The sequence below is a fragment of the Parafrankia sp. FMc2 genome, from assembly GCF_041008525.1.
Taxonomy (GTDB): Bacteria; Actinomycetota; Actinomycetes; order Frankiales; family Frankiaceae; genus Parafrankia.
This window is the reverse complement of the sequence record NZ_JBFLUG010000085.1, coordinates 1-14,575: the sequence shown is the minus strand read 5'-3', so window position 1 is coordinate 14,575 and position 14,575 is coordinate 1. Positions and strand designations below refer to the sequence as shown.

Below are 14,575 nucleotides of genomic sequence, written 5' to 3'. Positions count from 1 at the left end.
GTCAGGTCCTCGCCCGCCGGTCCGCGGCGGGGTCGTCGACCCCGTTCGTCGGCCAGCGATGGTCGGGGTCAGGGGAAGCGGCAGCCCGGAAGAGCACATCGAGATCACCGTCGCCGCCGTCGGGGGAGAAGGTGGGGACGACGTCGTAGCCGTGGGCCGCGCCGAGAGCGGCGAGGTCCTCCACTCCCGGGACCGACCTGGGCAGGGGGTCGTCGAGCACGGCGCGGGCCGCCGCCGCACCGGCACCCGCGGCGAGTGCGCGCATGGCCGCCAGTTCCGGGAACAGCCGGGCGTGGGGAACGCCCAGTACCCGCAGCCGGTCCGGCCGGTGCGCGGCCAGGTGTCCGGCAAGCTCGTCGAGGCTGTCGACCTCCCAGCCCCATTCCAGAGCCGGGGCCTCCACGGCCGGCGGCAGGAGTGCCCCGCCGCCAGCCGATGCTGTTCCGCGGAGGCTGGTGCCGGCCGGGGCCGGGCAGGTGGTCAGCACCACGTCGTAGCGGTAGCGGGTGAGCTCGTTGTCGGCTCGTCCGCGCTTGACCCGCACGTCCGCCGCGGCGATCCGGTCCGCGAGTACCGGTGGGAGGCCGGCCGGGGTGATCAGGTCGGGGTCGATCAGCAGTTCACGCTCCCGCTCGGCGGCGGTCGCCACCGCCTGGGCGATCTGCGTACCGGTGGACCCCGGTGCGGCGCGGCGCAGCGCCACCGCCGTGCGCAGGCAGTCGGCGAGCCGGGGGTTGCGCAGGTCCCCGAGAAAGATCCGGCCGCCCGGGGCCACCAGGTCAAGCAGCCCGCCGAGCACACCGTGGAAGTAGTCCAGGCTGGGGAAGTACTGCACCACCGAGTTCAGGATGACGGTGTCGAACAGCGGCCCGCGGTCCGCCGTGGCGGCCCCGGCCCCGGCCCCGACCCCGACTGCCTCCAGGTCGTGCGCCGCCAGGCAGCGCACCGTCGTCCGGCTCGCCAGTACCGGGTCGGCGTCGACGCGGGCACGCAGAGCGTCGACCACGACGGCGGACAGGTCGATGCCCAGGTAGTGCTCCACCTGCGGGGCGATCCGACGCAGGAGCAGACCGGTGCCCACACCCACCTCGAGCACCCGACGGGGGCGCAGGCTCAGTACCAGCGACGCGGTGGTGTCGCACCACTCCCGCATCTGCGCCACCGGGATCGGCGTTCCGTCGTAGCTGCTCGTCCAGCCGGTGAAGTCGTCGCCATCCGTGCCTGCGGCCGCGTAGAGGGTGTCGTAGATCCGCTGCCAGTCGGCGACGCGGGACAGTTCACCCGCGCGGTCCCGGGCATGGGACATCCCGGGCGTTGACATCGTTGTCACCTGAGCCTCTCGCTTCACCTACGCGGCTGAGCCCGGCGGGTCCTACCCCTGATCCGCCTGCGCCGAAGAGCGGGCAACCCGCCACAAAACGTCGCATCCGGAGTCAGAATGACCCGGCGCACGCCCTCCCGAACGCGGCATCACCGCCTGTTCATCGGGTATTCGTCTCGCCCGATAAGCAGTCAGCTGATGGCCAGCCACCGGACTCCGGCCAGCCGCATCGCGGACGTCAGCCGGGGCGGCGCGTCGTGAGCCGCCAGCCGCTGGCGACGAGCACCAGCGTCGCCGTCGCCGTCGTCACGGAGGCGACGGCGCCGTGGAACACGGCTGCGTGCAGTCCGTCCCGTGCGTGGGCCAGGGCCACGGCGGCGCCGGCGGCAGTGGCGGCCGCGAGGGCCGCCGGGAGAATCACGGCCACCAGCGGGTGCCGCCGCGGCAGGCGCGGCCCGACCGGCTGTGCCCGCAGGTAGGCCGCGACGGCGAGCACGAGGATCACCAGCCCGACGACGCTGGAGCCGTACTGCAACCACCGGTAACCGGGCATGGGGCCGTACTGGTCGCTCAGCCAGGCAACCTGGCGGACACCCCACCTGTTGCTGTGGGTGAAGACGTCCCACCCGACGTGGGTCGCCGCCCCCACCGCCGCACCGGCGGGGGCCGACAGCCACTGCCGGCCCGTCAGCCGCGCCCGTGGGGCCAGCCGCCGCCGGATCGCATCCGGAGCGAGGTCGACCAGGGCGTCCCGCGCCAGGAGGAACCACGCCGCGAGCGCAACCAGTGTGAAGGCCGGCGCGGCGGTCACGATGCCGAGCGCGCTGTGGGTGAACGTGTACAGGCCCGGGTCCGCGCTGAACACCGGCACGTCCGGAACCATCGACCCGATGGCCATCGCGCTCATCGGCATGCCGAGGCGCCGCAGCGGCAGCACCGCGGCCGGGTGGCTGAGCGTGAAGGGCATTCCACCATGCTCCCGTCCCGCCCAGCTCACCGAGCAGCCGGCCGCGGGTTACTCGGCCGGCTGCTCGGTGAGCTGGGCCTCTGACACGCCGAGCTGACCAGGTCCGCGCACGTCCCGCGGCTCACCGGTTTCCGGGAGAAGGCCACCGAACCCCTGGCCGCGGCGTTGGACGCGGTTGCCAAGGCGGCCGCGATCCAGTGCCGTGACCGGCGCTGGCCACATTCCGGCATCTTGAATTCCGGGTCCGCCCGCCGCCTCTTCCTGGCACGACGTCGACCGCCTGGCCGAAAACCGACAGGCACTACGGCGACCGGTCCACCACACAAGCATCCCGACCGCGGGCATCCACACTCTTTACCAGACCCGGAGAGCAGAAACCCGGCGGACCACATGTGGCTTCCGTCACCATGGCGGGCTTCTTCCCATGAGCGCGGACACACGCCTATCCTTCGGACGAAGCGGTCGATCACAGTGCGGCCGAACGACACCTGAGATGCGACAAAACCCCTTCCCCATCCCGGTCGAGGGCGAAGCAACCTTCCGTTCACGCCACCAGCGCACCAGAAATCATGCGCCCGCCATCCGCCACAGGGCTATGTCACCGCGGGCGGCCGCTATGGTTGCACATTCCGATCTGACGCAGCACCCGGAATCCGGTATCCGGGTGGTGTCACATGCGCATGGATCCATTGTCCCTGTCCGCGTCGATCTCGATTCTCCTCTGTCGCTCATCACCGGGGAACAGCAGCGGAACTCCTCGCCCAGCTGCGTCCACCGCGCCTCGACGAGCAGCTGCAGGCTCCTGTCTCCACGCCCTCGAGAGCCGGATGGCCGCACTCGAGCTTGATCTTTCCGGGTTCACCGCGTGGGTGTCCCCTGCCCAGTCGCTGCTCACGACAGGGCATTCTACGAACCTTCCGGGAACGTCGGGGCGCTCACCGTCTTCTACGCGATCCCATTGACCGGAACCAAGGAGGACGGGCTGCCCGACCAGCTCCGGAAACAGGACGGGTTCGCCCGGCCGGGAAAGCGCTATGTGGATGTTCCGGCGAGCTCCAGACACTGATGGGACCGCAGCATGTCGCTCGCTTCCAGACAATCCTCCGGACCGAACTGGACAGATCGCTGGACGGGCGCTGAGCCCAGCCCCGAACCGACCGCCGCCGCCGCCGAACCAGCCACCGACGAACCGACCGCCGCCGACGATGCCGGCTCGGTCGGCTATCTCGGTCCCGCTGGCACCTTCACCCATCTGGCCCTGTTGCGGGACCCCGAGCTGGCCCGCAGGCCCCACGTGCCGCTGTCGTCCGGCGACCGGGTACTGGACGCGGTCGCCCAGGGTGTGGTCGCCGAAGGCATCGTCCCGTGGGAGAACTCGGCGGCAGGCCTGGTGGGCGGCACCGTCGACACCCTGGTCCAGCTGGCCGGCGCAGGCCAGGGCCTGACACTGCGCCGCGACCTCGCGCTGACCGTTCGCCTGCACCTGTTCGGCCGGCCCGCGACCGACCTGGCCACCCTGACCACCGTGGTCTCCCATCCCCACGCGCTGAGCCAGTGCCGCGGCTGGCTCAGCCGGCACGCGCCCGGCGCGCTGGCAGTGCCGGTGGACTCCACGGCCGCCGGGCTCAGCCGGGTCGTCGCGGACCTTTCGGGACGGACGGCCGCCGTCGGGGCCGGCGCCGCCGGTGCGCTGGTCCCCGGTGTCGTCGAACTCGCGGTCGACATCGACGACGTGCCCGGCGCGGAGACCCGGTTCGTCGTGGTGGGCTGTGGTCCGGCCCCGCGGGGCCGGACCGGGCCGGGGGCGAGCCCGGACCGCACCGGCGCCCCGTCGGCCCGCACGCTGCTGGCATGCGTCCCGGCCCACCACGGCGACGGTTCGCTGTGGGATCTGCTCACCCCGCTTGCCGACGCGGGAACGCGACTGCTGCGGTTCGAGTCCCGGCCGGCTGGAACAGCGCTGGGATCGCACTACCTCCTGGTCGAGTGCACCGGCGACATCGTCGACGCACCGCTGGCGACCATGGTGCGTGCTTGGCGCACCCGGGGTGTCGGCGTGACGGTGCTCGGGGTGCTGCCCCGCTCCCGTCCGCCCCGGCCGGGGCGGATCCCCGGATCACGGACCCCGTACGACCAGGCCCGGCCCGCCGGATCCACCGGACGGCTCACCACCCATCCCTCCTCGGGAAGGAGAGGCAGCGACTGATCAGCCAGAGTGCGGCAGCCGTGACGGACACGGCGAACGCGCGGCCGAGCCGCCGCCCATCGCCACCACGGGCGCGGTCACGACACCTCCTCACCCGGGTACCGCGGGCCGGCCAGGCCGGCACCGCCGCACTCCAGGTGCCCGGCCTGCGGGTGGGTCGGACCCGCCGGCTCGCGCGGCGCCGGGAGGGAGCTCTGTGGGCGGGCCGGCGGTGCGCCCAGGCTCGCGAGCAGCGCGAGGCGCTCGGCCGTGGGTGACTGCGGCTCCGCCGACAGGACGCTGACACGCTGGCCGGGGTCGTCCGGCAGGCGCATCGTCTCCTCGTGCAGGGTCAGCTCACCGACCAGCGGATGGCGGTAGGTGCGCACCGAGCTGGAGCAGTCGCGGACGGGGTGGCGGGCCCAGCCCGACGCGAACTCCTCGCTCTTCACACACAGCTCGCCGATCAGGGTGGTGAGCTGCTCGTCCTCCGGGTACTGGCCGGAGGCCAGCCGCAGGTAGCCGACCACGTCCTCGACCTTGCGGCGCCAGTGCACGTACAGGTCGCGGGTATGCGCGTCGAGCATGATCAACCGGGCCATGTTCGGGCGGGAGGCGCACCGGTCCGGCGCGTCGAAGGCCAGGTGCGGGGCGAACAGCGCATGCCCGAGCTGGTTCCAGGCGAGGACGTCGGTGCGGCGGCCGACGACGAGAGCCGGCGAGTCGCGCACCGACCCGAGCAGCAACCGGACGCCGTGGCGCACCCGCTCGGGCCGGCGGCTGCGGCGGGCCGAGCGCTCCGGGCGGGCAAGGCTGCGCAGGTGGGCGTGCTCGTCGTCGCTGAGCCGGAGCACGCGGGCGAGCGAGTCGAGCACCGCGTCGGAGGCGTTGCGGCTCTGCCCCTGCTCGAGGCGGGCGTAGTAGGTCACGCTCACGCCGGCGAGCTGCGCGAGCTCCTCGCGGCGCAGGCCGGGCACCCGCCGCCGCTCGCCCGGCCGGACGAGCCCGGCGTCGGCGGGCGCAAGCCGGTCGCGGCGCGAACGGAGGAACTCGCCAAGCTCGGTCATGGGAGCATTCTGATGCCGACCACCGACGTTTCCGCGCGGCGAAGGTAACCCTGCCAGGGCTACCCCCGCGGTGGAGGGCATCGGCAGGGCGGTGGCTACCCGGCGCGCGCGCCCCGATCGTCAGGCGCATGACCGACACCACCGCCGCCTCCGACCCCGTCGCCGTGCCGGCGCAGGCCGGGCGCGGCACCGCGCAGCCGCGCCTCCAGGCGCATCCGGGCGATGCCGCCGACCCGCTCAGGGGCCCGTCCCGGGCTGCGCCCGGCATCCCGGGCGACGGGCGGCCCCCCGTCGCCCCCGGTGGTTTCACCGGCCGGGAACGCCTCGGGCTCCTGCTCCTGCTCGGAACCCAGTTCATGCTCGCGGTCGACTTCTCGATCCTGAACGTCGCGCTGCCGTCCATCGGGTCCGGCGTCGGGATCTCCGAGGGCCACCTGCAGTGGATCGTCACGGCCTTCGCGCTGCCGTCCGCCGGTTTCACGCTGCTGTTCGCCCGGGTGGCCGACATCGCCGGCCGGCGCCGGATGTTCCTGGCCGGGCTGGCCCTGCTGATCGTCGCCTCGCTGGTCGGTGGCCTCGCCACGACACCGGCGGTGCTGCTCGCCGCCCGCGTGGGCCAGGGGATGGCCGCCGCGATCGCCACGCCGGCCGCGTTGTCCCTGCTGGTGACCATGTTCCCGGAGGGACCGGCCCGCCAGCGGGCGCTCGGGCTCAACGGCGCCCTCCTGCCAGCCGGGTTCACCGTCGGCGCCCTCATCGGTGGCCTGTTGACGGAGTTCCTCAGCTGGCGCTGGTCGTTCCTGCTGAATGTGCCGATCGCGGTCGCGATCCTGGTCGCAGCCCCGAGAGTCGTCCCCGGCGGGCGCGGTGAGCGGGGTGGGCGGCTGGACGTCCCAGGGGCGCTGACCGTCACCGCCGGCCTGGTGGCCTTCATCTACGGGATCTCCACCGGCGGCGAGGACGGCTGGGGCCGGCCCGTCGTGTGGATCACGCTCGTGCTGGGCGCGGCGCTGCTTGTCGCGTTCTGGCGCATCGAGGCGACCAGCTCGCACCCGCTGGCGTCCCTCGCCGTGCTGCGCCGGCGCACGGTCGCGGGCGCGAACGCCGGCGGGTTCGTCATCTTCGCGATGGGCAGCTCACTCGTCTTCCTCCTGACGCTCTACCTGCAGCAACTCCTCGGCTACTCCGCACTGACCACCGGGCTGATCTTCGGACTGCCGGGGGCCGCGGCATTCGCCGCCGGCCTGGTCGCCCCGCGGATCCTGAGCCGGATCAGCCCACCGACGGCGCTCGTCGCCGCCCTGCTCCTCCAGGGCTCGTCGGCCGCGGCGCTGGCGTTCGTCGACCTCGGTCGCTCCTCGCTCACCCTGGTGCTGATCGCCTCGGTGATCGGCTTCTTCGGGCACGCCCTGGGCATCGTCGGCTACCTGGTGACGGGAACGACGGGCCTGCCCGACGACGAGCAGGGCCTGGCCACCGGCCTCGCGACCATGACGCAGCAGGTCGCCCTCACGGTCGGCATCCCGGTGGTCAGCGCGATCGTGAACGCGGTCCTCACCGCCGACGGCACCGGATCACCCGGCACCGCCTCCGCCGACGGGGCGATGCTCGACGGCATCCGGATCGCCCTGTGCGCCGACGGCGCGGCCACCGTCGTGGCCGGGCTGGTCGTCGCCGTGGTCCTCCTCGGCCGGACGGCACGTTCCGCGGCCGGTGTCGGCGCGGGTACCGGCTCTCCGGTCTGACCGACCTCGTCGACGCCCGCGCGCCGGCCGCTCACCCGGCGGCCGGCGCGCGGGTCCCGCTGTGGAATCCTCCGGGCACGGCCCCGATGTGTCGGTGCGGACCCCTATGATTTCCGGCATGTACCCAGTGACCGTGAGCCGCCGCGGACCCTGTCGGTCACGGCGTTAGATCGTGGTCACCGGGCAGCGCGGTCGCCCGGCGCGTCCCGGCGCGTCCCGGCGCGTTCATGAGCCGGCAGGCGGCGGCCGGCGGCGGCGCAGCGCCGGTCCGGCGTGGGCCCGGGCCGTGTCATCACCCCCGACGTCATGTCGGCGTATGCCCTTTCCGATGGAGGAGCTTTCGTGAGCAACCGGATCGAGACGCTGGAGTTCCAGGCCGAGGCGCGCCAGCTTCTGCAGCTGATGGTCCACTCGATCTACTCCGACAAGGATGTCTTTCTCCGCGAGCTGATCTCCAACGCCTCGGACGCCCTCGACAAGGCGCGGCTCGAGTCGTTGGTGGACGGTGACCTCGACCTCGACACGTCCGATCTGCACATCGCGATCGAGGTCGACCGGGAGAAGCGCACCCTGACCGTGCGGGACAACGGCATCGGCATGTCCCGGGACGACGTCGTCAGCCTCATCGGCACGATCGCCAAGTCGGGCACGGCGGAGCTGCTGCGCAAGCTGCGGGAGTCGAAGGAGGCAACGCCCGCGAACGAGCTCATCGGGCAGTTCGGGGTCGGTTTCTACGCCACGTTCATGGTGGCCGACACGGTCACGCTGCTCACCCGCCGCGCCGGGCAGACCGGCGGCACCCGCTGGGAGTCGGCCGGCGAGGGCACCTATGTCATCGAGACGGTCGACGACGCCCCGCAGGGCACCTCGGTCACCGTGCACCTCAAGCCGGTGGACGACGAGGACCACCTCTTCGACTACACCGACGAGCGCAAGATCCGCGAGATCGTCAAGCGGTACTCCGACTTCATCGCCTGGCCGATCCGCATGGCCGTCGAGACCACTGGCGAGGACGGTGCGGCCAGCACCGACATCCAGACCCTGAACTCGATGAAGGCGCTGTGGGCCCGCCCGCGCAACGAGGTCGACAAGGCCGAGTACCACGAGCTCTACCGGCACCTCAGCCACGACTGGACCGACCCGCTCGAGATCATCCACATGAAGGGCGAAGGGGTCTTCGAGTACGAGGCCCTGCTCTTCCTGCCCACGCACGCCCCGTTCGACCTGTTCACGCAGGGCGCCCGCCGCGGGATCCAGCTCTACGTCAAGCGCGTGTTCATCATGGACGACTGCCAGGCGCTCATGCCGAACTACCTGCGCTTCGTCAAGGGCGTGGTCGACGCGCACGATCTTTCGCTGAACATCTCGCGGGAGATCCTGCAGCAGGACCGCCAGATCCAGCTCGTCCGCCGCCGCCTCGTCAAGAAGGTGCTCAGCACGCTGAGCACCCTGCAGGAGAACGACGCCGAGCGTTACCGGACGTTCTGGAAGGAGTTCGGCTCGGTCATCAAGGAGGGGCTCCTCGACGATGCCGACAACCAGGAGTCGATCCTGGATCTGCTCTCCCTCGCCTCCACCCACGACGCCGCCGAGCCGACCACGCTGCGCCAGTACGTCGAGCGCATGAAGGACGGCCAGAGCGACATCTACTACATGACCGGCGAGTCGCGGTCGCTGGTCGAGAACTCTCCGCACATCGAGGCGTTCCAGGCCAGGGGCTACGAGGTGCTGATCCTGACCGACCCGGTCGACGAGGTCTGGGTCGAGCGGGTCGCCCGCTACGACGGCCGGGCACTGCAGTCGATCGCCAAGGGCCAGGTCGACCTCGGGGGCGAGGAGGAGGAGCAGAGCACCGACGCCGAGCGGGAGCAGCGGGAGCAGGACTTCAGCGCCCTGCTGTCGTGGATGGCGGAGAGCCTGCGCGAGGAGGTCCGCGAGGTCCGCCTGTCCACCCGCCTGACGACCTCCCCCGCCTGCGTCGTCGGCGACACCCATGACATGACGCCGACCCTGGAGAAGATGTACCGCGCCATGGGGCAGGACGTGCCGCGGCAGAAGCGCATCCTGGAGCTCAACCCGACGCACCCCCTGGTGACCGGGCTGCGCAAGGCGCACGAGCAGGGCGCCGAGGCCGAGGCCGACGTGCTCGCCGGCACGGCGGAGCTGCTGTACGGCATGGCGGTGCTCGCCGAGGGCGGCGAGCTGCGCGACCCGTCCCGTTTCACCCGCCTGCTCGCCGACCGACTGGCCAACGCGCTGTAGCCGCGGCGACGGGCCCGCGTCGTCGGGTCCTCAGGCCACCAGACCAGGAGAACCGGGGAGGCGGGCCGTCGTCGCCACCGCCCGGAAACGCCGGCCAGGCCCGGCCGGCGGCGACGGACCGCCCTTTGTTCAGTCATCAAGTAGAAAAGTGAACCACGTCACAAGCCAGACCGGTTGGCGGGCGGTCGGCCGGCGTGTTTGTGTTGCTCCTGTGTGGCAGCCTTCCTACCTCGTGACCCGGGCGCACATCGATCTGCTCCGCGTCGCCTCCGCTGCCTGTCCGGCCGGCTGACAGCCACCATCCGAGCGGAGTTCGCCCGCTCTCCGGCCCGTTCCTCGTCGGACCCAGCCATGCCCCGCGTACCGGGGCTCGATGCCCGTGCCGGCGCAGCAGCCTGCCGCGGCATCTCCGTCCGGCCACCGGTCCCGGCTCCCGCGGCCCGCCGGCCGCCGGCACCGACCGCGATGCCGCATCCCACCGGCAGCCCGCAGAACCCGAGGAAGGCACCGCCATGCCTGTCGAGTACATCCACGTTCACGAGGCCACGGCCACCCCCGCGACGAGCGCCTCGGCGACGACCACCCTCGCTGGCCAGTTCTTCGGCCAGCGCACCGACCAGGGTTCCGGCCGCCGTTTCACCACCCCCGGCACGCCGCCACGGACCCGCCCGCTCGCGGTGCCCGGCCGGGCCGGCATCCACCTCGACCGGGCCAGCTGGGATGCACGCGCTGACGGGCGGCGCCTCGACCTGACCTATCTGGAGTTCGAGGTCCTCGACTTCCTCGTCCGCTCCCCCGGCCGGGTGCACAGCCGCGCCGTGCTGCTGCGGGACGTCTGGGGGAACCAGGGCGAGGGCGGGCCGGTCCCGGGCGAGCGCAGCGTCGACGTCCTGATCACCCGGCTGCGGAATAAGATCGGGCCGGGACGGCGGCACGAGATCGAGACGGTGCGGCGGGTCGGCTACCGCTACCGGCCGTCCGAGACCGCATCGCAGCGCTGACCGCCGACCGACCTCCGGGGAGCCGCCGCACATGACGATCGTCTCGCCCACCCCGCCGCTCACCACGTCCACGGACCGCCCGGGGGCACGCACCGCCCCCGCAGCGGCCCCGCTCGGGCCCGCCGTGGTCGCGGCCGTGATCCCGGGCCAGTTCGTCGGCCAGGTCCGCGCGCTGGTCGGCGCCGAGACGCAGGTCGTGGACGTCCTCGGCGGCGATCCCCTGCCGCCGGCGGCGAGTGGGGCGGGGCCGGTGATGACGCTCGTCATGCCCTGGTCGCTGAAGGGCTCCCCGTCGGCCGAGCTGGCCGCGGTCGAGCGGGCGCGGTGGGTGCACTTCGTGTCCGCCGGGGTCGACGGGTTCCCCCTCGATCGTCTGGCCGGCCGCACGGTGACCTGCGGCCGCGGCGCGAACAGCGCGGCGATCGCCGAGCTGACCGTCGGCCTGCTGCTGGCCGCCGAGAAGCGGATGCCCGACATCTGGGAGGCCGAGACGAACGAGCCGTTCTTCACCGCGCCACTCGGCTCGCTCGTCGGCCGGACAGTCGGGCTGCTCGGCTTCGGCTCCATCGCACGGGAGCTGGCCCCCCGGCTGCACGGGTTCGGGACGCGCCAGCTGGCGCTGCGCCGCAGCGGCCGCCCCGCCGACGTGCCGGGGGTGACCGTCGTGCGAACCCTGCCGGAGCTGCTCGGTGAGACGGACCATCTGGTGGTGGCCGCGCCGCTGACCCCGGAGACCGATCGTCTGCTCGACGACGCCGCGTTCGCCGTCGCCAGGCCCGGGCTGCATCTGGTGAACGTCGCCCGCGGCCGGATCGTCGACACCGACGCGCTGGTCCGGGCACTGGCGGCCGGGACGGTGACCCGGGCCAGCCTGGACGTCACCGATCCCGAGCCGCTGCCGGCCGACCATCCGCTGCGCCGCGACCCGCGGGTCCGGATCATGCCGCACCTGTCGTGGTCGGCGCCCGGTGGGCTCAACGCCGGCCTGGCGGTCTTCGTCGACAACCTCCGCCGCTGGCGGGCCGGCGAACCGCTGCACGGCACGGTTGACCTCACGGCCGGCTACTGACCCGCCCGCAGCCCTGCCAGCCCTGCCGGGCTGGGGCCCGACCCGGACGGGCGCACGGCGCCGTGTGCGCCGTGCGCCCGCCGGGCTTTGTCAGACCGCGGCCGTCCCGCCCCGCCCCCGGGAGCGGGTGACCGTCCCCTCCGGCTCCGGGCGGAGAACTACTTCTTGATCCACAGTTCTTCGGGCTGCAGCGACCCGGCGCCGTACTGGCGGACGCCGCCGACGTCCTCGTTCGCGATCACACCGGCCGCGGCGCGGGTCAGGAAGATGACCGGGGTCAGCTCGGACAGGCGCTCCTGCACGGTTTCGTAGGCGGCCTTGCGTGCCGCCTCCGACGTCTCGACCCGGCCGGCGTCCAGCGCATCGCTGAGTTCCTGGTCCTTGACGCCGGAGAGGATGGCCAGCGAGTCCTGGTGGAAGGCCGTCCACAGCCGCGGCTCGGGGTCCTGGAAGAACGCCGACGAGACGAGCGCGTCGAAGTCGAAGGTCGTGCGCAGCGCCGCGACCTGCGAGAAGTCGACGATCTTCACCTCGACCCTGACGTTCTCGAAGCTGCTCAGCTGCGCCTGGACGTTCTCCGCCATCGCCCGGTTCTGGCTGGTGGGGAAGGCGGAGAAGGCGAATGTCACCGGCTTGCCCTCGGCGGCGAGCTCGTCGAACAGCCGCTGGGCGAGGGCCCGGTCCGTCTTGCGCAGCGGGATGTCCGCGTAGAACGGCGACGACTCGGCGAACAGCTTCTCGGGCACCTGCGCGGTGCCGTTGTAGACGGCGAGGTTGAACGCCTCCATGTCGAGCGCCGCGGAGAGGGCCTGGCGGGCGCGGATGTCGTTGAACGGCGCCCGGCGCGAGTTCAGGGCCAGGAAGTTGCCCCCGCTGAGCGGCATCAGGTCACTGGTCAGTCCGGCCTCGGTGGCCTTGTCCAGGTTGACCCAGTCGGCTTCGATGGCGACGTCGGCACCGCCGCTGACCAGCGTGTTGTAGCGCTGGGTGGTGTCGAGGGACGTCCGGATGGTAAGCCGGTCGAGGTAGGGCTTCGGCGCGTCCCAGTAGCGGGAGTTCTTGACCAGCCTGATGTCCGCCTGGCGGGTCCAGTTGTCGAGGGTGAACGGGCCGGCGCCGATCGGGTTCTCGTCGAAGGACGCCTGGCCCTTCTGGAGCGCGGCCGGCGAGCCGATCCAGTTCATCGAGGAGGTGAGGATGGCCTGCGCGTACGCCGACACCGGCTTGGCCATCGTGACCTTGAGGGTGGTCTCGTCGACGACCTCGGTCGACTGCATCATCGACGCTTCGGCAACGTAGGACGAGCCGACCGCAGGATCCTTCGTCCGGTCCCAGTTGAACTTCACGGCTTCGGCGTCCAGCGGCGTGCCGTCGGAGAACACCAGGTCCGGTCGCAGCTTGAGGGTGAAGGTCTTGCCCTGGTCGGTCGTCTCGAACGACTCGGCCATCGTGTAGCTGATCTTTCCGGCCTTGTCGCCGACCATGAGGGTGCCGTACAGGGCGTTCCCCAGCACCGCGGTGATCGGGGCGCTGTTGCTCAGGGTGGCGGGGTCCAGGCTGCGCGGGTCGCTCAGCATCAGGATCCGGCCTTCACCCCCGGGCACCGGCTGGCCGGTCGGGCCCGCTGAGGACGACGAGGGCGAGCTGGTGTCATCGTCGCCGCCGCCGCAGGCGCCGAGGACGAGCGCCATACTGGACACGACGGCCGCGACCAGTAATCGCTTTACCCGAATCATGTTCCGCCTTTCTCGGTGTTGTGCTGGACGGTGCGTCCCGTGCGTTTGATGCGTTTCTTTCATGCGGTGCGTTCACTATGGACTGTGCGCGGGAGAGGTACCCGCGGTGGTCACCGTTTCGGGCCGCCCCGGGCCGGGCCGGGGCGGAGCACGCGCGACCGTCCCGACCACGGATGCGCCCTAGACTTTCGATGCGGCGCCTGGAGGCTGACGCAGTAGCGGGTTCCTCTTCGCGGCCGGCACCCGGTTCCCGTTCTCCTTCTGCGCCGCGCCCGGAATCCGGCGGGCAGTACGCGGGCGTTTCACGTCTCCCGGATCCCGCCCATATGCGGCCCGCCGTCGACAGCCAGGGTCTGGCCGGTGATATAGGACGCGGCGTCGCTCACGAAGAACAGAATCGCCTGGGCGACCTCATCCGGGGTCCCGGGGCGCCCGAGAGGCGTGGAACTGCTGAACTCGGCGGTATCGATACCGGCGACCTGCCAGGCGGCCACCGCCCGCGCGGAGGCGACCGGGCCGACGGCGAGACAGTTGACCCGTACCCCGTGGGGGCCCCATTCGGCGGCGGCCACCGAGGTGAACATCTGCAGCGCGGCTTTCGACGAGGCGTAGTGCGCCCCGCCGCGCACTCCGTGCAGACCCGCGTCCGAGGAGATGTTGACGATCGCGCCCGACCCCTGCGCGATCAGATGACGACCGACCTCCCGGGTGCAGAAGTACGCCGCACGCACGTTGAGGTCGAAACTGGCGTCCCAGCCCTTGGTCGGCAGGGTCGCCAGCAGGCCCATCCGGGTCCCGCCGGCATTGTTGATCAGGATGTCCACGCGGCCGAGCTCGTCGACGGTGCTCCGCACCAGCCGGACGACATCGTCCTCGACCTTGACGTCGGTGCGGATCGGCACGCAGCGCCGGCCGGTGGCCTGTTCGACCTCCGCGGAGGTCCGCTCCAGGTCGGCGACGGTGCGCGCGGCGATGGCCACGTCGGCGCCGTACTCGGCAAGCAGGCGGGCGGTGGCGGCGCCGATACCGGTCCCGCCGCCGGTGACGATCGCGACCCGGCCGGTCAGGTCGTAGAGCCGTCTCCTCCGGTCAGCCGGCCCGCCGGTGCGCGGTGACGGCCCGGACGGACCCGACAGGACCGCAGGTGAGAGGGCTGGTAGCGCCGCTGGTCCGGCAGGCGGCGCTACCAGCCCTCTCACCTGCGGTCCTGTCGGGTCCGTCC

Annotated in this window: 10 protein-coding genes; 5 read left to right on the top strand and 5 right to left on the bottom strand. The window is 72.2% G+C overall.

Annotated elements, in window-relative coordinates; genetic code table 11:
- Nucleotide 1 precedes the first annotated feature (1 nt).
- A complete protein-coding gene (locus AB1460_RS24355; protein WP_368964381.1) occupies nucleotides 2-1,321 on the bottom strand; it encodes a class I SAM-dependent methyltransferase in 1,320 nt (439 codons plus the stop codon).
- Nucleotides 1,322-1,559: 238 nt separating this feature from the next.
- A complete protein-coding gene (locus AB1460_RS24350) occupies nucleotides 1,560-2,288 on the bottom strand; it encodes a DUF4184 family protein (RefSeq protein ID WP_368964379.1) in 729 nt (242 codons plus the stop codon).
- 1,078 nt (nucleotides 2,289-3,366) lie between these two features.
- Here AB1460_RS24350 and AB1460_RS24345 point away from each other — a divergent pair.
- The gene (locus AB1460_RS24345; RefSeq protein WP_368964377.1) at nucleotides 3,367-4,494 is read left to right on the top strand and encodes a prephenate dehydratase; all 1,128 of its coding nucleotides are present in this window, start codon (nucleotides 3,367-3,369) and stop codon (nucleotides 4,492-4,494) included.
- A 77-nt stretch (nucleotides 4,495-4,571) separates the two neighbouring features.
- Here AB1460_RS24345 and AB1460_RS24340 read toward each other — a convergent pair whose 3' ends face one another.
- Entirely contained in the window at nucleotides 4,572-5,540 is a 969-nt protein-coding gene (locus AB1460_RS24340; RefSeq protein WP_368964375.1) for a helix-turn-helix domain-containing protein, read from the bottom strand.
- 128 nt (nucleotides 5,541-5,668) lie between these two features.
- Between AB1460_RS24340 and AB1460_RS24335 the strand changes: the two genes are divergently transcribed.
- From AB1460_RS24335 to AB1460_RS24320, 4 genes are all read left to right on the top strand, one after another.
- Complete coding sequence (locus AB1460_RS24335; protein WP_368964373.1) at nucleotides 5,669-7,285, top strand: MFS transporter; 1,617 nt, start codon at nucleotides 5,669-5,671, stop codon at nucleotides 7,283-7,285.
- A 342-nt stretch (nucleotides 7,286-7,627) separates the two neighbouring features.
- Nucleotides 7,628-9,547 (top strand): molecular chaperone HtpG, encoded by a 1,920-nt coding sequence (gene htpG, locus AB1460_RS24330; protein ID WP_368964371.1) that lies wholly within the window; start codon nucleotides 7,628-7,630, stop codon nucleotides 9,545-9,547.
- A gap of 512 nt (nucleotides 9,548-10,059) precedes the next feature.
- Complete coding sequence (locus tag AB1460_RS24325; protein WP_368964369.1) at nucleotides 10,060-10,548, top strand: winged helix-turn-helix domain-containing protein; 489 nt, start codon at nucleotides 10,060-10,062, stop codon at nucleotides 10,546-10,548.
- Between the two features lie 31 nt (nucleotides 10,549-10,579).
- Complete coding sequence (locus AB1460_RS24320; RefSeq protein WP_368964367.1) at nucleotides 10,580-11,617, top strand: NAD(P)-dependent oxidoreductase; 1,038 nt, start codon at nucleotides 10,580-10,582, stop codon at nucleotides 11,615-11,617.
- A gap of 158 nt (nucleotides 11,618-11,775) precedes the next feature.
- Here the strand turns inward: AB1460_RS24320 and AB1460_RS24315 are convergent, their stop codons facing one another.
- Together AB1460_RS24315 and AB1460_RS24310 are read right to left on the bottom strand one after the other, a co-directional pair.
- Nucleotides 11,776-13,353 carry an ABC transporter substrate-binding protein gene (locus AB1460_RS24315; protein WP_368964365.1) on the bottom strand — a complete coding sequence of 526 codons (1,578 nt, stop codon included), beginning with the start codon at nucleotides 13,351-13,353 and terminating at the stop codon, nucleotides 11,776-11,778.
- A gap of 302 nt (nucleotides 13,354-13,655) precedes the next feature.
- Nucleotides 13,656-14,552, bottom strand: coding sequence for an SDR family NAD(P)-dependent oxidoreductase (locus tag AB1460_RS24310; RefSeq protein WP_368964385.1), 897 nt, complete (start codon nucleotides 14,550-14,552; stop codon nucleotides 13,656-13,658).
- Between the last annotated feature and the right edge of the window lie 23 nt (nucleotides 14,553-14,575).

Excerpts from the sequence above, each read along its gene's own strand:
- AB1460_RS24355 (WP_368964381.1), bottom strand. The coding sequence starts at position 1,321 with ATGTCAACGCCCGGGATGTCCCATGCCCGGGACCGCGCGGGTGAACTG.
- AB1460_RS24350 (WP_368964379.1), bottom strand. The coding sequence starts at position 2,288 with ATGCCCTTCACGCTCAGCCACCCGGCCGCGGTGCTGCCGCTGCGGCGC.
- AB1460_RS24345 (WP_368964377.1), top strand. The coding sequence starts at position 3,367 with ATGTCGCTCGCTTCCAGACAATCCTCCGGACCGAACTGGACAGATCGC.
- AB1460_RS24340 (WP_368964375.1), bottom strand. The coding sequence starts at position 5,540 with ATGACCGAGCTTGGCGAGTTCCTCCGTTCGCGCCGCGACCGGCTTGCG.
- AB1460_RS24335 (WP_368964373.1), top strand. The coding sequence starts at position 5,669 with ATGACCGACACCACCGCCGCCTCCGACCCCGTCGCCGTGCCGGCGCAG.
- AB1460_RS24325 (WP_368964369.1), top strand. The coding sequence starts at position 10,060 with ATGCCTGTCGAGTACATCCACGTTCACGAGGCCACGGCCACCCCCGCG.
- AB1460_RS24320 (WP_368964367.1), top strand. The coding sequence starts at position 10,580 with ATGACGATCGTCTCGCCCACCCCGCCGCTCACCACGTCCACGGACCGC.
- AB1460_RS24315 (WP_368964365.1), bottom strand. The coding sequence starts at position 13,353 with ATGATTCGGGTAAAGCGATTACTGGTCGCGGCCGTCGTGTCCAGTATG.